Here is a 21387-nt window from a genome sequence, read left to right as displayed (position 1 = left end):
TCGAATGCCAAGAGGCGTTGTTATGGGAGCACGACTTTGAATAGCGGCAACCGCTGGGCTTGAAAGAGGAGGCAGCACGCGGGCGGATAGATGACGCTCTTTTGGTGGAGACCGTTCGGAAGAAACCTGACCGTCACGGGCGCCTGATCGAACCATGGCGATATCAACGCACGCGTTTTTGAAGCCTTGAGTACGGCGGCCGGCTTCATGGTTCTCGGGTTCCCAGATAGCAGTGCCGCAGATCCTGAGGCGGATGGCCCTCGAAGACACTCATATCTGATAAATAATCTGAACTTATAGGTCAAATATGACTTAAATACTGCGCGCCGTTTCCATCTCGTCGCCGACGAAAGCAGCCTCATAGTCGCGGGCCAGCGCGCCAGAAACGCCAACCTGTCTGAAGGCTTCCCGCCATCCGTCCGAAATGCGCTGCGCCATGGTTCGGATGATCTCCCGTGCCTCGGTCTCGGGAATCTCGAAAAACGCGCAGGCCTCTAGAGCGAGGTTAACCGAGCGGTCATGGGGCCCGCCCTCGAGGATTGCCGTCTCGAGATGCGGGTTGCGATCCGGCGCCGGGTTCACGTCGAATACCGGCGACAAGCGCCACTGACCCGCCCCCACATAGAGGAAGCCGTGGTTCTTCAGGTGATCGTCCTTGTTTGACACGAGGATCGTGAAGATCAGCCGCCGATAGAGTTCGCGGAAATCGTCAGAAGGATCGGACGAATAAGCCCGCATGAAATCGACGATCTCCGTATAGGAGCCCAGCTCCACTCCCGTTTTGCCGAGTGCGGTGCGCGCGGAGATGTACGGAATCCGTGCGGCCCCACGGCGGTCGAACCGCTGGATCAGCGCAGCCGGGAACGGCGTGTCCGCCAGTTCCAGCCGTGCCTCGGGCGTGCGGATACCGCAGGCCGCCGCCAGGCGCAGCGTCGCGACCTCGACGCGCTCGATCGGCTGCTGATCGTGGACCGAGGTGAACTTCGCCAGCCACAGTGCATCGCCGTCCCTGACATTGGCTTTGGGGCGAGCGCCGCCGGAGCCGCCGGCGCCGGCCAGCGCCTGCATTTCCTCTGGCGAGATTTCCTTGCCTTGCTCATAGGCCCGCGCGATCGCCGTGATGGTTTCAAGATCGACCAGACGCGGGACGGCGTCCGCTGCCTTGCCGCGGATGACCTCGCCCTTGTCATCCAGAAAGCGCAACGCGCCTTGGCGACAGGTATCGTCGGAAAGCGTCAGATACTCGAATTCGTTGAGACCATTGCCATAAGCGCGTTCGAGCAGCCTGCGCCCCCAACTGTCCGGAGCCGCATCGGCGAAAACGCCCGCCAAGGCATCGCGCATGTTCCCGGGCAGTCCCGAAGTGTGGAATGGGCCGGCCTCAAGAGGGAAATCGGGCTGTATGGCGAAGGCGCGCGGGTTTTCGATCCATTCGGCACCATAGGCGAAGGTCGAGAATTGCCGTGGTCCGGTATGGGTGAAACGCAACTGGCCCACCGATGTGCGGCCTTCGCCAAGCGCGACATGGGCGACGAAATCGGCCATCAGAAGGAAGCCCCGTCAGGGTCCACAACATCCTGCCGATCCTGCGTCTCCTCCGTCTGAGCCTTCTGCTTTTTCAGCCTTGCCGCGAAGGAGCGGCCCCTGCGCGGTCCGTGCTCCGCTGCCAGCGCCAGCCCCAGATCGTCCTTGCGGATATCGACCAGGTCAGCGAGCCGCTCCAGAAGGCCCAGCACAACGAGAACGTCGGCAAGCGTTCCGATGGCAACGCCCGGATCACCCCGTTCAAGGCGGGCGATGGAACTTGGCGAGGTTCCCGCACGCACGGCGAGATCCGCCACGGCGATACCACGCCGCAGCCGCGCGTTGCGGATATCCTGGCCCAGCCGTTCCAGTGCTGGCTTCGCCTTGGGAGAACCCATCTCAATCATCCATATATGATGGAAAAAATCTATAAAACGATCATATATGACTAATTAGCTCCAAGGTCAAGAATTCTAATCCGCGCCCGCCCGGTCCACCATCACCTCGTTTTGGCAATCTGCGACAGGCGGGGCGCAAACTGAGGAGCCGATATTCTCGATCTCCTTAGCCATTGGCGGTCAGTGCCTCGAGATAGGGCCGAATGACCGTGGCGACCGTTCCTCGCTCGGCCTGGCTGGCAATCTCGCTTGGCGTCGTCTTGCGCTGACGCAACGCTTCCTGCAGGCCTTCGATCGCCACCGACAGGCCAATCTTGTTCCGATATCGGAAGCAATCGGCGATCGTCTTTGCGACGTCGAAAACCTTCACGGGCACCCTCTCGACAGGGTAGGTCTTAACCCCCTCCTTCAGCAGACGATCTGTGAAACGTACCAGCCGAATGGGCGTGCCGTTGGGTTTCGGGGACCAGTCCTTCTGCCCCACGGCGAGCCAAACCTGCCTCGGCAGTTGATCGGTCAGCCCGTGGAACGCCAAGGCCGAAACGAGGCAAACCACGCCTTTGGGAGCCCGCTTGGCGACCTCTGCAAGACTGTGGTGGATGTTGAGGGGCGCGTCGGAAAGCTGAGAGAGCCCGCGCGCGAGTCGAAGCACCTCGCCGTTGCGTTCCATGCGGCTCATGGTGGCGGCCGTTACGCCCGCCTCGCGCAGCTCTGCCAGGCGCGCAATTCCGCGTGCGGTCAAAACGGTATGGGCAATCTGGCGTTGGGACATGGACGACTCGATACGGAAACTCGGAACATAAGACTTACTATCCGAGGATTTATATCATTTTCGCATGGTGAGGAAATGTGCCCGGTAAGAGGCTGCCGTTTTACGAAACGCGTTCGCCTCAAACGGACCCCTGAGCCAACAGCGACGACGGCTCACCGGGTCACCTTGTACATCCGCACCGGGAGGGGAAAGCCTTCCCCTGCGTCCGAGCCTTGGTCTCGACCGACCCCTTCTGCGGGGCGGCTGCCCCGCAACGCCCTGCTGAGAGTGAGAGAGTGGACTTGTTTCCCGTGACGGGTTGAAGGTCGGAGAAGAGGTCTCTGACGCCCGTCATGGAGATTGGTCCCATGAACATGCAGGTCCTCAATGGGCGCCGTGACACCAGCGGCGGTTACAAGGTCGATGTCGGCCGTGGCGAGCGGGTCGGCCGCGTTTTGTCTGAGTGGTTCTCGCGTCCGGCCGACGAGCGCTACCTCTCCTTGTCCGAGTTGGCCCACACGGTCCGCGACCGCACCGAACGCAGCCGGACGCGGGTGGCGGAGAGCGCGCTCATCCATGTCGAGGCGAACCGCAACGACCCGGAGCGGCTGGCCCTGATCCTGCCGGGCACGGATGCGCCAGTCGCGCCGACGCACTGGTCCTTCGGCCAACTCGCCAGCCTGGTCGGAGCGCCCGCCGCCTATTTGCGGCAGCTCCCCGCCGCCCTTGCTGGCATCAACCTGCAATACGGCCTGACCGCCAATCGGGCCGAGCAGGTCAAGACGCTCGAAACCGATACTGGCCGTGTCGAACTGCGCGCCGTCACTGGCCCGGACTATGGCCGCATCTACGATCACGAACTGGTCGAGGCCGTCCAGCGCATCGCCGGCAACGGTACCGGCGACACCCGCTGGAAGGTCCCGGGCGTACTCGACTGGTCGACCGGGATCTACAATCCGTGCGTCGACATCACCAAGGACACGACGACGCTCTATGCCTCCGACCGCGATGTCTTCCTGTTCCTGGTCGACGACCTGAACCCGATCGAGGCCGGCCGCCTTCCCGACGGCTCGCCCGACCTCTATTTCCGGGGCTTCTATTGCTGGAATTCCGAAGTCGGCGCCAAGACGCTCGGCATGGCGAGCTTCTATCTACGCGCGGTCTGCCAGAATCGCAATTTGTGGGGCGTGGAGGATTTCGAGGAAATCACCATCCGCCACTCCAAATATGCCGCCAATCGCTTCGCGCACGAGGCAGCCCCGGCGCTGCTGAACTTCGCGAACTCCTCGCCCCTGCCGTTCGTCAACGGCATCAGGGCGGCCCGCGAGCGGATCGTCGCCAGGACCGACGAAGACCGCACCGACTTCCTGCGTCGTCGCGGCTTCTCCAAGGCCGAGACCGGCAAGATCATCGACAGGGTGCTGGCGGAGGAAGGTCGCCCGCCTGAGTCCATCTTCGATTTCGTGCAGGGCATCACCGCCGTCGCACGCGACAAGCCGCATCAGGACGCCCGCCTGGACATGGAGGGCAAGGCCAAGAAGCTGCTCGATCGAGCTTCCTGATTTCCGCAAAGCCGGGGATGCGGTTTTCCGCGTCTCCGGCTTTGCGCTTCCGTGCCTTTCAGGTTTGCCGGTTCGTGGCGCTGCCCCCTGTAGAGTAGGGATGAAGCGCCTTGCCCCGTTACTGGGGCAGGTTTCTTCATCCCCCTCTCCGAACCGGACGTGCAAGTTTCCCGGCATCCGGCTCTCCATGCGTGGCGATTGCCACGGGTGGCCCTCACAATAGGGCGAGGGTGTTGGTCGCCTCCCAGAACTTGTTGGCTCCGTTCAGGAACCACTCATCCGGGGTGGCGTTCCATCCGTTCGGTATACGTATGCCCCGGTCCGGGAAGCGTTTCTGGTGAGCCTCGGTAAACAGAGCGACTTGCCGTTTGCCGTGTTGCCAGCGTTTTCGCTTCCCGCTCCTCGATTGCGCATATTGGCGGAACAGCTCCGCCCACGTTGTTTTATCGTGTTTCCTGCGCAACCAAAGAGTAATGCGCTGATCCAGCCACCAATCGAGTTTGCCAAACTCCTTCCACGCCCGTGAGGCATATCGGTAGTAGTTTCGCCACCCGATGATCATTGGATTGATGGTGCCTATGAGATCGGCGAGAGTCCGGCCGGTTGGCGTTTTCCTCACCTTGCCCTTGATCTTGTCGCGCAACAATTGCAGCTTGCTCTTCGGGATGAAGAGATTGCCGACGTGCCGGCCCGTTGCGGGCGACCGTTGCTGTACGACTCGATAGCCGAGAAAGTCGAAGCCTTCTCGGACATCGGTGATGCGGGTCTTTTCCATCGACAACTCCATACGCAATTCCTCTTTGAGGAACTGCGCCAGCGCGTGACGCTCCTCTTCGGCCTCCTGCCGGGTTCCTTGCACGAGGACGACAAAATCGTCCGCGTAGCGCACCATGTAGAAGGTTGGACGGCCAAGCTTGCGATCCCAGCTGTGGCGACCGCTTACTTTGCTTACTCCCTCCCTTGGGTCAGGAATCCAGCGTTTATATCGCTCGTCGATAGCCGACAGATAGATATTGGCCAACAACGGCGAGATGACGCCCCCTTGCGGGGTTCCCGTCACCGGATGTCGAAGATTGCCCTCGATCATGATGTCCGCCTTCAGGAATGCGAGTACGAGCCGCAGGACCTTGGGGTCCCGAATGCGACGACGTACCCGCTCCATGAGCACGTGATGATCGATGGCGTCGAAGCAGCCCTTGATGTCCCCCTCGATCACATAGCGGGTCCAGGATGGACCAGTGGATGAAGGATGCAGGCGTTGTTGAATTCGCGCCAATGCATCATGAGTGCTTCGACCGGGCCGGAAGCCATACGAGATGGGATAGAAATCCGCCTCGAATATGGGCTCCAGCACCATTTTGAGCGCCATTTGAACCAGTCGATCCTTCAGCGTGGGGATGCCCAATGGCCTGAACTTTCCCGGCTTTCCCGGCTTCGGAATAAGCCTCTGCCGGACAGGTTGTGGCCGGTAAGTTTCTTGCCGTAGGTCTTGCCGGATTTCCTCCAGAAAACCCGTGGCGCCGTTGGCACGCTTTTGGATCGTGTCCCGCGTCACGCCGTCCGTGCCGGGTGTCCTGCTGCCCGCGTTGCGGGCGAGCCTTTCCCAGGCGTGAGACAGCGTCCTGCGGTCGCATACGAAGTTGAACAGATCCGCGAACCTCTTCTCGGGGTCCGTGGAACTCCACCGATACAGCTTGCGCTGCATGTCGAGAATGAACTCGGTATTCACCGTGTCCGACAAGTGTCGATCTCCTGCCTGCAAATTGTATCCACTGCCTGCCTTCGCCATGTGGACGGCTTTCCCGTCCTCGAACTACTACACAGGCTCCGTCCCTGCTCCGCGTGTTCGCCGGTCGATTCGACCATCCGTTCCCCGAGTGGTTCGGAAACACGGGCAGGTTCCCAAGTTCCACCGCCGTCCTTTGTCCGCTTTAGGAGCCGACTGTTCCCCGTGTGGATTCAGACCTCCGAGCCTTGCAGGCTTTCCCGGCGGCTGGCGTTTGAGTGATCAAACGCCCCTGGCGCGCACCTCTAAACAACGCGCCGGCGCTCCACAGGTCTTGCGACCGCTCCACCCACTTCCGAGTTGGTGGAGACCCTCTTGACGGGGAGTCAGCCATCGGTTCGGTTTCCCTCTCCATGGCGGTCTCGCTTGCCGGGCCGCGTCGGGATCGGAAGTCCCCTCGCGCCCGGCTTCAACGGGTTCTACTGATTTATGGCTTGTCGGAATCACCCGGCTCACCTCACCCGCTTGCTTCTCGCCCCACGCTGCACCGTGTGGCGGTCGGGGTCTTACACCCCGAAGGACTAATCGGTAGTTTTGACCGATCTGGTTTCTCCTTTTATTCCAGTTGGTTACAGACTTGGCGTACTCAGAGGAAGAGGGTGGCGCCGTGCTTCGTGACGGGTTGGAGGTTGAGAGAGAGTCTCTCGGCCGCCCGTCGCGGAGTAAATCCCGATGGCTACTGCCATTCAGAAGATCGTCCTGTCGTCCTCGCGCGACATCCCCTTCAACAAGCTGGTGCTCAGCCAGTCCAACGTTCGGCGGGTGAAGGCCGGCGTCTCGATCGAGGACCTCGCGGCCTCGATCGCTCGTCGCGGCCTGATCCAGAGCCTCAGCGTCTTTCCCGTCGTCGATGCCGAAGGCAACGAGACCGGCATGTTCGAAGTACCCGCCGGCGGCCGCCGCTTCCGCGCGCTCGAACTGCTGGTAAAGCAAAAGCGTCTCGCCAAGATCGCGCCTGTGAGCTGCTGCCGATTTTGTGGACAGGGAGTTAAGCTAGCATAGCGCGGGCTTCGAACTCCATGGGGCTGAGGTACCCCAGTTTCGAATGCCGCCGACGCGGGTTGTAGAAGCGCTCGATGTAATCGAAGACATCGGCACGGGCTTCGTCGCGGGTGCGATAGAGCTTGCGGGCTGTGCGTTCGGTCTTCAGCGTTGAGAAGAAGCTCTCCATTGCCGAATTGTCCCAGACATTCCCGGCACGGCTCATCGAGCAAGTGATCTCATTGTCAGCCAGAAGCCGCTGGAACTGCTCGCTTGTGTATTGCGATCCCTGGTCCGAGTGATGAAGCAGAGCGTCGGCCTTGCCACGTCGCCAGACCGCCATCATCAGCGCATCCATGACCAGGGAGGCATCCCGCTCGGCCTTCATGGACCAGCCAACGACACGCCGGGAAAACAGGTCGAGGACGGCAGCGACGTAAAGCCAGCCGTCCGCGGTCCAGATATAGGTGAAGTCAGCCAACCACTTCAGGTTTGGCCGGTCGGCCTGGAAGTCGCGGTCGAGAATGTTATCGGCGATGACCGCGCGTTCGCCGTCATCCTTCGGCTTGCCACGGCGCCTGGGCCGCGCCCTCATGGCATTGACCCGCATCAGCCGTTCGATCCGGTGCAGCCCGCAGGCCAGCCCCTCTTCCAGAACATCACGCCAGACACGGCGCGCGCCGTAGGTCCGGTCGCTGGCCCTGAAGCTTGTTTCGATCGCCATGACGAGCTTCGCGTCATGGATCTCGCGGGCTCTGGTCGGGCGATTGAACCAGGCATGGAAGCCTGAGCGCGAGACCTCCAGGACCTTGCAGAGCCAGCTGACCGGCCAGATGTGGCGGTGTTTGGCGATGAAGACGAACCTCATATCGCCTCGCGCGCGAAAAAAGCCGCGGCCTTCTTGAGGATGTCACCCTCCGCACGCAGCCGCGCGACCTCTTTCTTCAAGGCTGCAATCTCGGCCAGGTCGGCCCGCATCTGCCCGTTCCCAGGAAACGCTGTCGCCGGGGTCGCGGTCAGCTCCCGCATCCAGCGGCGCAGCACGCTCTCCGCCACATCAAGGTCACGGGCCGCCTGCGCTACCGAGACACCCCGATCCGTCACCAGCCTGACGGCCTCGACTTTGAACTCGCGGCTGAATTTCCGCCTCGTCATATCCTCTCTCCAGGTCCTTGGTCACGATCTTATCTTCGTGTCCACGAAACCGGCAGCAGCTCAGGGTGCCCTGCGTGGTCCGCGATCGCGACGGCGCCATCCTCCCCGAGGAGGTGTCGCTGGCCGAGAATACCGAGCGTGCCCCGCTCCATCCGCTCGATCAGTTCCGTGCCTTCCACGACATGCTGACCAAGGGCATGACCGAGGAGGAGATCGCCGCGGCCTTCTTCGTCCCCGTCAACGTGGTCAAGCAGCGGCTGCGCCTCGCGGCCGTCTCGCCCGCGCTGCACGACGTCTATGCCGGCGACGGCATGACGCTGGAGCAGCTCATGGCCTTCACGGTCTCCCAAGACCACGAGCGACAGGTGCAGGTCTGGGACGCGATCAAGGACGCATGGTCAAAGGAGCCCTATCAGATCCGGCGCATGCTGACCGAGACGACGGTGCGCGCCTCCGACAAGCGCGCTGTTTTCCTCGGCATCGAAGCCTATGAGGCGGCTGGTGGCATCGTCATGCGCGATCTGTTCCAGGCCGATGATGGCGGCTGGCTGCAGGATGTCGGGCTTCTCGATCGCCTCGTCGCCGAGAAGCTGAAGGCCGAAGCCGAGGCGATCGCCGCCGAAGGATGGAAGTGGATCGAGGTCGCGGTCAGCTTCCCCTACGATGCCGCTCGCGGCCTGCACGAGGTCTCCGGCACGCCGATCGATCTGTCGGCTGAGGAACAGGCGACCATCGAGGCGCTCACCGCCGAGCAGGCCAGGCTCGAAGCGGAATATCAAGACGCCGACGAACTGCCCGACGAGGTCGACGAGCGCCTTGGCGAGATCGAGACGGCGTTGGCAGGCTTCGACGACCGGCCCGAGCACTTCGACCCGGCCGACATCGCCATCGCCGGCGTGTTCGTCAGCATCGACGCCGACGGTTCGCTTTCGGTCGATCGCGGCTTCGTCCGGCCCGAGGATGTGTCTCAGGTCCGAACCGATGGCGAGAATGGATCGGAGACGGTTACCGAATCCGTCGACGCCGATCGCCCGCCGGTGCAACGCGCCGTCATCACCATCGGCGGCCAACCTGCCGAGTCCGATGACGACGATGAGGACGACGGGATCAAGCCGCTGCCGGAACGCCTCGTCGTCGAGCTGACCGCCTACCGCACCCTCGCGCTGCGCAACGCGGTGGCGGAAAACCCGCACATCGCCATGACGGCGCTTCTCCACAAGCTCGTCTCGGACACCTTCATGACCCGCATGTTCACGGGCGCCATGGAAGCCGGGGTGAAGCACATCTTCTTCCCGGTTCAGGACGAGACGCTGAAGGACAGCCCCTCCGCGCGGGCTGTGCAGGAGCGTCACGACGCCTGGGCCGCCGACATCCCGAAGGACGACGACGCCCTCTGGGACTGGCTCGCCGCGCTTGACGATGCCCACTCGATGATCAACCGGAGTGGTAAGTATTTGAATTTTCGATGATTGTAATGACAAGAAATAGACGAGCACCGTCATATATACCGTCAGATTCATACGCAATTGATTTTCAACAATAAATGTGGCGCGGTGCGCGGCATCAATCTCTTCGTTCGTATTATATACGAAGTGCGGGAGAAATAGCTAGAGCCGATCACAAAAGTTCGCGATTGTCTGCGATAGACGCCGAATCCGCGCGCGCGCTCCGCGTTGCTCTGCAGGCTATGCATTCGTTGCCCTCCAGCCCTCGCCGGGCTTCCAACGCTCATCCTTTTCAGCGGGCGCGGTCAGGGGAAGCAGAAATCCGGCGAGATCGGAGACAACGTCAGCCAGCTCCGCCGGCGCCGCGGCCATACGCTCTCGCCCCAGAAAGGCCTGCCACTGGCGCCCCCAAACCTCCACGTAAGCATCGCTCAGACCGATCGGATTTTCGGTTGGAAGCATGGTCTCGCGCCGTGCAAAGGTCTGACGGACGGCCTCTGCAAGGGATGCCCGGTCAAACTCGAATGTCTGCGCGATCAGCCAGAGGTCGTAGAAATCCTTCAGCCGGCTGTTCGCGATGCCGAGCTGGACGAGCGCCTGGAATTTTTCGGCAACCACGGTCGTCACCGGATAAGCGCGCAGGCGGGGCGCCGGCGCGTCAAGCAGCGGCGGATAGACGATTTCGACCGGTCCCGGAGTTACAGAGTCACCAAAACCGATGTCGACCTGAATCGGAACGCGGGCACCGGCGATCGTCGCGGAGGTGCGTACGCGAATGCCGCCGTATTCAACGTCCTCCCGGATCGGAACAGCCGTGATCGCGACGATATCGAACTCCACACCATCATCATCGACCGGTTGCCCGCATATCTCGCGAAAGGCCCCGCCGATCGACTCAGGGCTGTTTTCGCCATAGCCGAGGAAATCAAGATCGCGTGTCGGCCGGAAAGGATCTGCCACCCAGGTTACGAACAGCATCGCACCCTTCAGGATGAAGCGGTCGCGATGAGGTGATTGGCTCAGCCGGTAGAGAAGCCGCTCCAGCGCATAGCGCGTCAGCAGAATCTGAAAATCCGTGCGTTCGACGCGAGATCGGTCGAGCAGACGAGCCCGGACCGAAGCGCCGACATTTTTTCTCGGTTCACGCGCCATCGGCCACCATCGCCTCCACATAGGGCTTCATGGTCGACCAGACTTTGCCCTTCGTCCCATAGGTCCAGAGCTGGTCGCTCGTGACTTTCCGCCGCCGAAGCCCCTCGCGTAGGCCTTCCAGGGCGACATCCAGACCAACCTTCGCCCGATAGCGGAAGCAGTCTACGATTGTCCGCGTTGGATTTGTGATCGCCACCTCGACGCCATCGATGGAGTGTCGCTCCACACCTTCCGTCAGCGAGGGGCCAGCGAAGCGCACGAAGCGAATGGGTGGATAGTCGATCTTCGGAAGCCAGGCGGTGCGATCGATGGCCATCCAAACGGCGGATGGCATTTGCAGGGTCAGCTCATGGAACTGCAGCGCCGAGGTCAGGCAGATGACGCCCTTGGGAACGAGCACTGACGCTTCCGCCAGGATGCGAGCCGCATCGCCTGAGCTGTCCGCGAGTTGATAGAGACCGCGCGCGGGACGAACGACCTCGCCGTCCCGGACAAGACGCGCCAGGGTTTCGGGCGCGATGCCGCGGGCGGCAAAGTCCTTCAGCCGCATCATGGGACACGTCTTCAGCAGCTTGAGCGCTTGGGCGCGTTGCGAGTCCATGGCCGTAGCGATGTGATGTTTCCTCGGCAAGTTTCGTAGATAGCAGAGGTTTTATCACATCTACAGGAAAGGGCAATCTTCAATGTCGCAGCCGACTTCCACCCTAGCGAGTCTCGTGGAACAATCGCTCAGCAGCCTCGTCCAATCGATCGATCTCGCATCGATTGAAATGGACCCAGTTCTCTTCCCGCGACAGCAGGCCCTCAATAGTCACATAGGAGCCAAGGTCCCCCTCGAGGACGCGTACAATATCTTGCTTGTGAAACCAGCTCATGTTTGCCGCTAGGACGCCCTCCAGAGTCTGACGCCACCCAGGCACGTCGTGAAAACGTGGGTGTACTCTAAGCCGCGCAAAGCCCCGCCACAGCTCGATTTTATCGGCCTGCAGGTCAGGCGACGCGACGTTGAAGCGCGACGCCCATCGTCCAAGTAACCCAGAAAGGAGGGGCTCAGCCGCTGGTGAGGAAATTCGCTGCACCAAATTGCAGAGGCTCTCGAAAAACTCGTCGTCGCCCAACAAAAGATTGCGGAGGAGAACCGGGGCTAACCGCTCATCAAGAAGTGGTTCGGTCGCCTTGAGAGCCCGTTTGGAAATTCGTTATCCAGGGATTCCTGTTTGTCCGTGCTTATGATTCAAGCTGTGGATGTGGACAGCAGAACAGCGGGACCGGATGGCCAGGATCGCCCGGAAGACGAAACGCCATCCGTCGGATCTGACGGATGAAGAATGGGAGCGGATGGCGCCGTTGATGCCGGCTCCCGGACGCCGGGGGCGGCCCCGCGAGGTGGAGTTCCGGGAAGTCATCAATGCGGTGCGCTATCTGGTGCGTTCAGGCGGCGGCTGGCGGATGCTGCCGATCCATTTCGGTCACTGGCGCACGGTCTATGGCTGGTTCCGCGAACTGGCGCGCCGCTTCCTGTTCCAGACCATCCACGATGTCGAACTGATGCTCGACCGCGAGCGGGCGGGGCGTGAAGCGAGCCCGACGGGGGCGGTGATCGACAGCCAGACGATCAAGGCGCCGCAAGCCGAAGCCAGGGGATACGATGCCGGCAGGAAGAGCGTCGGGCGCAAGCGCCACATTGCGGTCGACACCGACGGGCGGCTCCTGATGGTCCATCTGACGACCGCAGACATTTCCGACAGCGCCGGCGCACAGATGATCCTCGATGCGATACGCAAGCGCTGGCCGTGGGTGAAGCACCTGTTCGCCGACGCTGCTTATGACCGGCTCAAGCTCATGGACAAGGCCGCCTCTCTCGACTTCGTCGTCGAGATCATCCGTCGCCGCGATGGCGCCCAAGGTTTCGAAGTCCTGCCACGCCGCTGGGTCGTCGAGCGCACCTTCGGCTGGATGACCCGATGGCGACGCCTCGTGCGCGACTATGAGCGCCGCATCGACGTCTCAACCGCGATGATCCTCGTCGCCATGGGCGCTAATCTGGCCCGGAGAAATGCACATCCCTGAATTTCCAAACGGGCTCTTAGAGCCCGTTTGGAAATTCGTTATCCAGGGATTCCTGTTTGTCCGTGCTTATGATTCAAGCCCTGGATGTGGACAGCAGAGCAGCGGGACCGGATGGGCGGGATCGCCCGGAAGACGAAACGCTATCCGTCGGATCTGACGGATGAAGAACGGGAGCGGGTGGCGCCGTTAATGCCGGCTACCGGGCGACGGGGGCGGCCCCGCGAGATGGAATTCCGGGAAGTCATCAATGCGGTGCGCTATCTGGTGCATTCAGGCGGCGGCTGGCGGATGCTGCCAATCCATTTCGGACACTGGCGCACGGTCTGCGGCTGGTTCCGGGAACTGGCGCGCCGGTTCCTGTTCCAGACCATCCACCATGTTGAACTGATGCTCGACCGTGAGCGGCCCGGGCGTGAGGCAAGCCCGACGGCGGCGGTGATCGACAGTCAGACGATCAAGGCGCCGCAAGCCGAAGCCAGGGGTTACGACGCCGGCAGGAAGAGCGTCGGGCGCAAGCGCCACATCGCGGTCGATACCGATGGGCGGCTCCTGACGGTCAATCTGACCACCGCGGACATCTCCGACAGCGCCGGCGCCCAGATGATCCTTGATGCGATGCGCAAGCGCTGGCCGTGGGTGAAACACCTTTTCACCGGCGCCGCCTCCGACCGGCTCAAGCTCATGGACAAGCCCGCCTCTCTCGACTTCGTCGTCGAGATCATCCGCCGCCGGGACGGCGCGCAGAGCTTCGAAGTCCTGCCGCGCCGCCGGGTCGTCGAGCGTACCTTCGGCTGGATGACCCGATGGCGACGCCTGGTGCGCGACTATGAGCGCCGCATCGACGTCTCAACCGCGATGATCCTCGTCGCCATGGGCGCAAATCTCGCCCGGAGAAATGCACATCCCTGAATTTCCAAACGGGCTCTCAGAGAGCATCAGCCATCGGTGACCTACTCTGCAGCTGCGAGCTTTTTGTCGTGCGTAGGCTCGTTTGGCGAGAGCGGGGATCTCGTTCTGCTGCGCTCACTGCGGCGGCTGCTCCGTTCCGGAGCTTCTTTAATTATGATATCCTTTTATATTGAAGGGGTTGATGCCTTGCTCGGCGAATTCACGACTAAGTATGCGAGCGACTCGACTGTCACGCTGCATACGCGATCCAGTTTTGACGTGCATAGGCACGAAGTGGTGTTCAATCAACGTATAGAGGGCGAAGGCCCCGACAGCATGCATGAGATAGAGGAGGAGCGGATCCGACTCTACACTGCGAATGAGATGCGAGCTCTCCTAGCTGGAGCAGGATTCTCACGGGTGGAGACCTTCCCCGAGTGCAAGCTCTATGGCATGCGAAGGAGCGTGGACCGCTCAGGCGTTATGCTGAGTCTGGCAAGTGCCTAGGACGGATCGCGGGGCTCAGGTCACCTTGGCAACAAATGAGTCTACTTTTCCCCAAACCAAGCCTTGAGCATCGAAGCTCAAGGAGTTGAGTATGTAGAGACGCCCCGCTCGGAAGAGCGGTGCGTCTTGCGTCCGATGGTCACTCGCCGTTGCGGCGAGACCAGATCAGGTTGTGAGCTTCGCCGCCCTCGTCCTCGACTAGGCTGCCGTAGATCGGAGCTGGGAAGCTCGGATCGTCCAGCTTGACCGAGAGATAGTCGCGACCAGTCTCGCGGGCTGTCTTCTTCCACGCCGCACCGAACTCGGTGGTGCCGGCGAAGATCCGATAGTCCGGGCCGCACTCGCTGTCGCCTTCGGTGGGGACGAACTTGGCCTTGACGTTGAGAGTCAGGGTCTTGACCGTGCCGGTGATGTCGCCGTTCGCGGTCTTGGTGAAGGTGCCGATGGTTGCCATTGTTGTGTCTCCGTTCCTCGGGCCGCGCCTATCGCGACCTCGATGGTAGTCGTGCGACCGGGGACGATCAGCCCGCACCTGAAAGGCTGGAACGAAGTGGAAGGCGGACGACGATGGCTTTTTTGCCTCGCGATGCAAAGCGCGCTCGCGCGCGGCGGAAAAAAGCTGGCGACGGCCGTTGCGGGAGGATGATCGAGGCGAAGCCGCTCTCCGGTCAGACCCCATCCATTCGAGGACGCCGTGGGTGCGACTCGGCAAAACCATGGAGATACGATGATGCGAGCAGTTGCCTATCACGGGATGAGACCGGCCAACGGGATCACTGTTATGGCTGGCGCTGTCCCCGAGGCGGCTGGCTGTCCCGACCGAGATGGTGAAAGTTACGGCCACGGCTCGTGGATCATTGGCATTTCCAGACAGCGCGGCTGGACGTACCGCTCCCGCCGGGCTTCGTTATCGAACGACGAAGCTGAGTGACCCGCCCCGGCACGATCGCTGTTCTGGGGGGGGCAAAGCTGCGAGACTTCCACAATTGGGTTTCGCCGCCATACCGACTGACGCAATCCGCCATCGCGCATCGGTCGAATGCGGGGCTTCCTGCGTCCCGCCGCTACTTTGCGTTAGCGATCGAAGCCGAATGGCGGAAACGCGCCTCAGACGTGGTTCCGGCGCAGCCGAGAGCGCGGCCCAGGAGGGGCAACGCCGATCACACCTGTTGGCTTATGTAGAGTTCCCGAATGATGTCGGTGACAATCTCGAACGTGGTCAGAAACATGGGCGGGTTCAACACTGTATCGCTTCCGTGGGCAAACATATTGCGCAATTGACTCAGATGTTCGATCTCAGAGGAAATCAGGTTCTGCTTCTTGGCGGATTTCAACAGCTCGTCGAGCATGACAGGGCGAGGCTTTCCTCTCTTGTCCACTCTTCCGGCGAACTGGTGCCCGATCCGCTCGCGCAAAGCCAGTTCGAGGCAAGGGAATGTCTGGCTCGCCGCCATGGTCAAAAGATCATACGAGAAGTACGCGTAGATATAGGCGTGTCGCACCGCATCATGGGATCGCCGGACAGAATCAGGAAGTGAAGCGGGAAGCTCGAACGCGCACATATCCCTGTGCAAGTCTTGCAGTGCGGAGCCGATAAAACCGGCTTCCCCTGAAAAATAGGGGTCTGGCCGGGTGAGGTCTGACACGCTCTTTAGCACGGAATATTCTTTCATGTGTTGATCAGCTTAAGCAATGGTAGCGTGACTTACCGGGATTTTCAGCCTCCGCGATGAATTGTCGAGCCTGTTGCTGCCAATCGCATCAGCGCCGAAACGCTGACGAAACCACCTCCGACCAAGCAGAAGATCACGCGCCAGACATGGGACGGCACGGCTTCGCGCGCGATGCCATCCACCAGCGCATAGCCGGCGATGGCAGCCGGAGCGGCGAAGACGAGCGCCACCGCAAGACGGAGGATCGGCAGACGGACCGCCATAAACGGGATCAGCAACAGACCATAGGTGGCGACACCTGCCACCAGCGCTACCAGTCCCGCGCCGATCAGGCCGGAGCCCGAGGCGAAAGTCCAACGCGCCGCCTCCACGCCGAGCATGAAGGGCAGCGCATAGACGGCGAGTGCATAGGCCAGGATACAAAGACCGGCGACCAAGGCGACGGCCACGCCAAAGAGCGCGATCATTGCAATTTCCTCCTGACCCGATGACGGTCACGGTCATCGGGCGGTCGCGCGAGGCTCGCCCTCGCGCGACCGCAATTGTTCCAAGCAACAGCGGGAAAAACCGGGACCGCTTGCGCGACCCCGGCTCGTCCTCACTCGGCAGCTTGCGCGAAGGGGACCGCTTCCGCCTCCGCGTCTCGCGACGCAGGCCGTGCGGTGCGGAGCACGGACGGCAGCCAGCCGGTTCCGGCGAGAAGCTGTTCGGCAGCCTGCGCCATCTCTGCCTTCTTCAAACCCGCGATCCGCTCGGCGGCCTCATCACCAACACCTTCCCGCACGGCGTTAAGAATATGCGCCTTGGTCACGCGGCCGAAGTAGCTCTGCACGGTCGGGGTCCAGTGTGCCGTCATGTCGAGCGTAACTGCACTCGCCAGCTTTTCCGCTGTCGCGCGGGCATTAGAGCGATTTCCTCGCGTTTTGAGTCGTCTGGGGTTCCCAAATCAGCTGCGTTCTGATTCACGCTTCGTGTCGGAGAGGGAGGCCGACATGCATGGCCAGGACGCTGTCTTTGGACCTGCGGGAGCGGGTGGTTGCCGCCGTCGAGGGCGGGATGTCGCGGCGGCAGGCGGCCGAGCGCTTTGGGGTGAGTATCGCCAGCGCCGTGCGCTGGTGCGCCAGGGTACGGGAAACCGGAAGCGTCGCGGCCAAGCCGCGCGGCGGTGACACCCTCTCCGCCCGGATCGAGGCGCAGGCCGACCTGATCCTGAGGCTGGTGGAGGAGACAAGCGACATCACCCTGATGGAGCTTCAGCATCAGCTGGCCGCCCACGGGCACCGCTTTGCCATCGGCACGCTTTGGCGCTTCTTCGACCGTCACGCCATCACTTGGAAAAAAAGACCGCGCACGCGGCCGAGCAGGACCGCCCCGATATCCTGAAACAGCGCCAAGCCTGGTTCGACGGCCAACTGGACCTGGACCCGGAGCGGCTCGTCTTCATCGACGAGACCTGGGCTTCCACCAACATGGCGCGCCGCCACGGCCGTTGCCGGCGCGGGAAACGCCTGCGGGTCGGCGTGCCGCACGGCCACTGGAAGACGACCACCTTCGTCGCCGGCCTGAGATCCACCGGCATGGTCGCACCCATGGTACTCGACGGCCCGATCAACGCCGTGGCATTCCAGGCCTATGTGGAACAGGTTCTCATTCCCGAGCTCATCCCAGGCGACATGGTGGTGATGGACAATCTCGGCTCCCACAAGGGGCCACAGGTCCGCGCCGCCATCGAGGCTGCCGGCGCCGGTCTGCTTTATCTGCCGCCCTACAGCCCCGACTTCAATCCCATCGAGAAGGCATTCTCAAAGCTCAAGGCGCTCCTGCGCAAAGCCGCCGAGCGCTCCGTCGCCGGCCTGTGGGACACCATCGGTCGCCTCATCGACTGCTTCACGCCAAAGGAATGCCAGAACTTCTTCATGGCCGCAGGATATGAGCCATTATGAACGGAAATCGCTCTAGGCTTCTGCTCCCACGGCACCCTCACCGCATTGACGGTCAGCGCGGCGCAATGGGCGAGCAAGGCCATGACGCTCGCATAGTCCAGACCGGCGACGAAGGCCCACAGGTCCGCAACGTCGCGCGGCATGTCCGACGCCCATCCGGCATGACGATCCGCCAGCGCCTTGGCGGCGGGCGTATCCTCGATCCCATCCGCGTGGGAAGCGAGATAGGCGCTGGTCAAGCGGATTTCGAGGCAGGAGGCTTCCCCACCGCGATAGAAGGTCTGGGCTGCCAGCGCATGGACCACGGCGACAAGCGCCATAGCCGGCTGCTCGCCAAGGGCGAGACGCAGACCAAGGGTGCGATGGGCGGTCAGGTCGCGGATGAGAAGGTCCGATAGCGGCTTCCCCGCATCCTCGACCTCCTCGTCGTCCGGCTGTGGTTCTGCATCCTCGTCGCTTCCCTCGCCGATGATTTCGCCATCTTCCGTGATGGTCGCCCCCTCCACATCCGCCGATTTCGGGGCCTCGTCTTCGGCGCGGATGAAGCCGCGTTCGATACGGGCCGTGCCGTCATGGTTCAGGATGACGAACACGCCACCGCGCGCGATCTCGTGGGCGTCATAGGCGTGGCGCCTGGCGTCGATCCGTTCGATCTCCGCTTCAAGCTCACCGAACCGCCGATCTACCTCGTCAGGCAGTTCCTCGTAACCTTCGTACTCCGACGACAGGCGGTCGTAGTCCTCCTGCGCCGCGCCAAAAGCGGCGTCATCGTCCGCCGACAGGTCCACCGGATGCGGATAGCTGCGGCGCATCCCATGCGCGTGGGGGAAGTCGATGTGAACGGAAGCCCACTTCCATCCCTCGACTGCCTGTACCTCGGCGGCGATGCCTTCCAACTTGTCGATGACGAGCCGATCCAGTAGCGCGGCGTCCTCGAAATAACCGCCCCGGTCCTCGGTGAAGAGGTCGCGGATGATGGTGCCACCCGCCTCGGCGTAAGCGTCCGCGCCGACGAAGATCGCCTGCCGGTCGGTCGCCGCGACATTCATCTTGGTGAGGTCGCGTCGAATGGTGGATGGGTCGCGGTTCCACGACAGGTTCTCGTAGACCTGCACCTGCCGAGCATGGTCCTCGGTGAGGGCGAAGGCCATCAACTGGTCCAGCGACAAGCCGCCCTCCCGATAAACCTGCATCAGCTTCGGGCTGACGGCGCCGAGGCGAAGCCGTTGTCTCACGACATGGGCGCTGACGCCGAACCGGGCGGCGATGTCTTCCGCACCCCATCCGCGATTTTCAGCCAGCTCGCGAAAGCGCTCGAACTGATCGGCGGGGTGCATCGCCTCGCGCGTGACGTTTTCGTCGAGACTGATTTCCGTCGCATCGTTCTCGGTATCCAGAACGCAGCGGATGGCTTCTGTCTTCTTGATCTGCTTGCGCTTTACGCGCAGCAACTGCGCCTGCCTGCGGCCTTCGCCGATGGTGACGAGATAGAAGCCGGTCGGCTCGCCTTCCGCGTTCGTTTCCGGCTCTACCACCAGATTTTGCAGCATTCCCTTCGCGGCAATGCTCGCCGCCAGCGTCTCGATATGGGCTTCGCTGTGCGGGGTCTTGCGGGCGTTTCGGGGCGACTTCTTCAACTTGTTCAACGGCACGAACAGCACCGCACCGTTCTCAATGGCGGTAACTTCGGAAACCGTGGCGGTCGTTTCGATTGTGTCGGTCATGGTCTTGATCCTTTGGCTTGGGTTGGAGCGCAGCGCTGCGCTGCAACCCTGGCCGTCGCCGAGACCGGGGGGTGCAAGGTGCAAGGGCGGCTGGGACGGAGGGGGATCACCCGGCCTGCACAAGCGGATTGAAGCCATGGGCGAGGATCTGAAACACGCATCCGCGCGGAAGGTCGGGGAAACCGTCCCGGCCGAGCGTCTGCGGTCCCTTGCACCGCGCCAGGGGGCAGCGCCCCCAAGCAACCCGCCCGGCACGAGCGAAAGCGAGCGCCGGGCATGAGAACCGGATCAGGATGAGCAAAGGCGTAGAACCTGAAAGCCGAGCATCCTGATCGCCGTCTTTCCTCATGAGCACGACGAAGCGCCCCGCCCGATGACGGGGCGCGATTGCGATCGTCAGTCGGTGACGATCCTGCCGGATTGGCGGGCGCGCTGAGCGTACCAGCTCAACGAATGCTCTGCCCTGAAGTGGAGGTCACGTTCGACCGGAAGCCGGAGCCGTCCGCGCACCGAGCGGATTTCAGCAAGGCTGACATAGCCGAGTTCGGGCTCGCCAAGACCGAGATCGCAGAGGCCGAATAGACGGTCGGGGTCTTCGGGATCGGCTTCGGTGAGAAGCCAGGTGGCGCCGGCGTCCGGTGTGAAGAGCTTGACGACGGGACGCGGATCGATGTCCTCGCCAGCGGCGCTGCGAGCACCATTGGCGAGAAGCCGGGCATAGAGTTCGTTGGTGATGAGCGCTGCGGCCATGTCGGCCTCCATTTGATGTCACCCTCCGATCGAGGGCGAGGAGGCGTTCGGCCGGCGTAATCGAGCGGCGCGGTCAGGCCCCACACGGTCCGGTGCGGGCCGGGCTTGACCGCGCCGCGGCGGCGGCCAGCGTTGCCGGGGCTCGTCGAGAGAGGGGAGATCGAAGGCCACAGCCACAGTGCGCTCAGGAAAAGATGCGCCGGGCTTTGTGGAAGAAGGGGGCTGGCGCCGCTCGCGATTACCTTCCGATTCTCGCGCGATGGCCGCCGATTTCCGCACGCCGACGCCCGATGTCTTCAATGGACGAGCGACATGCATCACCTTGGTCGTAGTCATTCCACTGCGATCGAAGGCAATCGACATGAGGCGCGATCAGACGATTTCAAGAGAAGATCCGGCCTTGGCCTCCGACACTGTGCAGCCACCCGCCAACGAGCCTGCCGAGAGCAGCTTCAAGCGGTTTCAGCCACCTGCCAGCCTGCTCAAGCGCGTGATCCGCCGCCCGGAGCTTCGAGAGATCGTGCCTCTTGCCGACACGACGATCTACGAGATGGAACAGCGCGGCGAGTTTCCCAAGCGCTACTTCCTGACACCACGTTGCGTGGTGTGGGATCTGGCCGAGGTCGAGATCTGGCTCAACGAGAGGCGCCGCGCATCGGACGCGGATATCGTGCGCAAAGCACCGGCGCCGGATGTTCGACAACGGCGTGCACGACCAGTCAGGGCACCAATTCGGCGCCAATGAACGGAGCGGCATTCCGCCCGGAGATCACCAGGGAATGGCCGTGGATAAGATCTGGGTCCAGAAGGCGCCAGAGTGGGCCTTGGATGGCGCCTCGATAGCGGATTCGGCTTCGCGCCCCAGGACAGCCGTTAATCTTGTCATGGCCCATGGTCTGGAAGCGGACATCCGCGTATCTATGGGAGTTGGTACCTTCGCGCCCAAAGAGACATTGGGTTCGAGCTGCGATGGCGCATACCGCCGACGGTAGGCTTCGACAGAGCCTACGATTTTTCGATTCGACCGAAAAGCGACAGCCATCGCTGAGTTGCCCCGGTGAAAAAGCGAAGCGCGCCG

Annotated in this window: 16 protein-coding genes and 4 pseudogenes; 7 read left to right on the top strand and 13 right to left on the bottom strand. The window is 62.3% G+C overall.

The features are described from left to right. Positions 1 to 312: 312 nt before the first annotated feature. The 3 genes from V5F53_RS06300 to V5F53_RS06290 all read right to left on the bottom strand — a co-directional run bounded on the left by V5F53_RS06300 (position 313) and on the right by V5F53_RS06290 (position 2694). Positions 313 to 1545, bottom strand: coding sequence for a type II toxin-antitoxin system HipA family toxin (locus V5F53_RS06300; RefSeq protein ID WP_393998824.1), 1233 nt, complete (start codon positions 1543 to 1545; stop codon positions 313 to 315). Then, complete coding sequence (locus V5F53_RS06295; RefSeq protein ID WP_048648545.1) at positions 1545 to 1922, bottom strand: helix-turn-helix domain-containing protein; 378 nt, start codon at positions 1920 to 1922, stop codon at positions 1545 to 1547. The genes V5F53_RS06300 and V5F53_RS06295 overlap by 1 nt, the downstream gene beginning before the upstream one ends. 166 nt (positions 1923 to 2088) lie before the next feature. Further along, positions 2089 to 2694 carry a type IV toxin-antitoxin system AbiEi family antitoxin domain-containing protein gene (locus V5F53_RS06290; RefSeq protein WP_393998825.1) on the bottom strand — a complete coding sequence of 202 codons (606 nt, stop codon included), beginning with the start codon at positions 2692 to 2694 and terminating at the stop codon, positions 2089 to 2091. Between the two features lie 347 nt (positions 2695 to 3041). Here V5F53_RS06290 and V5F53_RS06285 point away from each other — a divergent pair, with 347 nt between their 5' ends. Further along, positions 3042 to 4235 (top strand): DUF932 domain-containing protein, encoded by a 1194-nt coding sequence (locus V5F53_RS06285; protein WP_393998826.1) that lies wholly within the window; start codon positions 3042 to 3044, stop codon positions 4233 to 4235. 214 nt (positions 4236 to 4449) lie between these two features. On the opposite strand, the gene ltrA is transcribed toward V5F53_RS06285, so the two are convergent. Continuing rightward, complete coding sequence (ltrA, locus tag V5F53_RS06280) at positions 4450 to 5976, bottom strand: group II intron reverse transcriptase/maturase (RefSeq protein WP_393998844.1); 1527 nt, start codon at positions 5974 to 5976, stop codon at positions 4450 to 4452. 717 nt (positions 5977 to 6693) lie between these two features. Here ltrA and V5F53_RS06275 point away from each other — a divergent pair. Then, positions 6694 to 6987, top strand: a pseudogene (locus tag V5F53_RS06275) (ParB/Srx family N-terminal domain-containing protein); the annotation flags it as partial. 22 nt (positions 6988 to 7009) lie between these two features. Here the strand turns inward: V5F53_RS06275 and V5F53_RS06270 are convergent. Then, a protein-coding gene (locus V5F53_RS06270; protein ID WP_509212977.1) for an IS3 family transposase occupies positions 7010 to 8157 on the bottom strand; the annotation gives its coding sequence in 2 pieces (ribosomal slippage) (positions 7010 to 7902 and positions 7902 to 8157; 1149 coding nt in all). A gap of 65 nt (positions 8158 to 8222) precedes the next feature. On the opposite strand from V5F53_RS06270, the pseudogene V5F53_RS06265 reads away from it, so the two are divergent. Beyond that, positions 8223 to 9590 (top strand): annotated as a pseudogene (locus V5F53_RS06265) (ParB/RepB/Spo0J family partition protein); the annotation flags it as partial. Between the two features lie 252 nt (positions 9591 to 9842). Here V5F53_RS06265 and V5F53_RS06260 read toward each other — a convergent pair. Continuing rightward, positions 9843 to 10754 (bottom strand): nucleotidyl transferase AbiEii/AbiGii toxin family protein, encoded by a 912-nt coding sequence (locus V5F53_RS06260; protein WP_393998832.1) that lies wholly within the window; start codon positions 10752 to 10754, stop codon positions 9843 to 9845. Continuing rightward, on the bottom strand, positions 10744 to 11307 hold the full coding sequence (locus tag V5F53_RS06255) for a type IV toxin-antitoxin system AbiEi family antitoxin domain-containing protein (protein ID WP_393998833.1): 564 nt from the start codon (positions 11305 to 11307) through the stop codon (positions 10744 to 10746). Before V5F53_RS06255 ends, V5F53_RS06260 begins: the two co-directional genes overlap by 11 nt. A gap of 692 nt (positions 11308 to 11999) precedes the next feature. On the opposite strand from V5F53_RS06255, the gene V5F53_RS06250 reads away from it, so the two are divergent. Next, a complete protein-coding gene (locus tag V5F53_RS06250; RefSeq protein ID WP_509212976.1) occupies positions 12000 to 12824 on the top strand; it encodes an IS5 family transposase in 825 nt (274 codons plus the stop codon). A gap of 84 nt (positions 12825 to 12908) precedes the next feature. Then, positions 12909 to 13733 carry an IS5 family transposase gene (locus V5F53_RS06245; protein WP_509212975.1) on the top strand — a complete coding sequence of 275 codons (825 nt, stop codon included), beginning with the start codon at positions 12909 to 12911 and terminating at the stop codon, positions 13731 to 13733. 625 nt (positions 13734 to 14358) lie between these two features. Here V5F53_RS06245 and V5F53_RS06240 read toward each other — a convergent pair. From V5F53_RS06240 to V5F53_RS06225, 4 genes and pseudogenes are all read right to left on the bottom strand, one after another. Continuing rightward, the gene (locus V5F53_RS06240; RefSeq protein ID WP_393998837.1) at positions 14359 to 14673 is read right to left on the bottom strand and encodes a DUF736 domain-containing protein; all 315 of its coding nucleotides are present in this window, start codon (positions 14671 to 14673) and stop codon (positions 14359 to 14361) included. 706 nt (positions 14674 to 15379) lie between these two features. Beyond that, a complete protein-coding gene (locus V5F53_RS06235; RefSeq protein ID WP_234050606.1) occupies positions 15380 to 15892 on the bottom strand; it encodes a hypothetical protein in 513 nt (170 codons plus the stop codon). 44 nt (positions 15893 to 15936) lie between these two features. Beyond that, positions 15937 to 16359 (bottom strand): hypothetical protein, encoded by a 423-nt coding sequence (locus V5F53_RS06230; protein WP_393998836.1) that lies wholly within the window; start codon positions 16357 to 16359, stop codon positions 15937 to 15939. Between the two features lie 131 nt (positions 16360 to 16490). Then, positions 16491 to 16802, bottom strand: a pseudogene (locus V5F53_RS06225) (chromosome partitioning protein ParB); the annotation flags it as partial. 86 nt (positions 16803 to 16888) lie between these two features. Between V5F53_RS06225 and V5F53_RS06220 the strand changes: the two are divergent. Continuing rightward, a protein-coding gene (locus V5F53_RS06220) for an IS630 family transposase (protein WP_509212974.1) occupies positions 16889 to 17835 on the top strand; the annotation gives its coding sequence in 2 pieces (ribosomal slippage) (positions 16889 to 17228 and positions 17228 to 17835; 948 coding nt in all). An 8-nt stretch (positions 17836 to 17843) separates the two neighbouring features. Here the strand turns inward: V5F53_RS06220 and V5F53_RS06215 are convergent. Both V5F53_RS06215 and V5F53_RS06210 read right to left on the bottom strand, forming a co-directional pair. Continuing rightward, positions 17844 to 19559, bottom strand: a pseudogene (locus V5F53_RS06215) (ParB/RepB/Spo0J family partition protein); the annotation flags it as partial. 396 nt (positions 19560 to 19955) lie between these two features. After that, positions 19956 to 20309 (bottom strand): DUF2958 domain-containing protein, encoded by a 354-nt coding sequence (locus V5F53_RS06210; protein ID WP_393998814.1) that lies wholly within the window; start codon positions 20307 to 20309, stop codon positions 19956 to 19958. A gap of 259 nt (positions 20310 to 20568) precedes the next feature. On the opposite strand from V5F53_RS06210, the gene V5F53_RS06205 reads away from it, so the two are divergent. Further along, positions 20569 to 21054 carry a helix-turn-helix transcriptional regulator gene (locus V5F53_RS06205; protein ID WP_393998815.1) on the top strand — a complete coding sequence of 162 codons (486 nt, stop codon included), beginning with the start codon at positions 20569 to 20571 and terminating at the stop codon, positions 21052 to 21054. Positions 21055 to 21387: the final 333 nt, after the last annotated feature.

This window comes from Xanthobacter cornucopiae (genome assembly GCF_043195065.2).
In the GTDB taxonomy this organism is placed as follows: Bacteria; Pseudomonadota; Alphaproteobacteria; order Rhizobiales; family Xanthobacteraceae; genus Xanthobacter.
The sequence above is the reverse complement of the archived record's forward strand: the minus strand, read 5'-3'. Positions and strand labels throughout refer to the sequence as shown.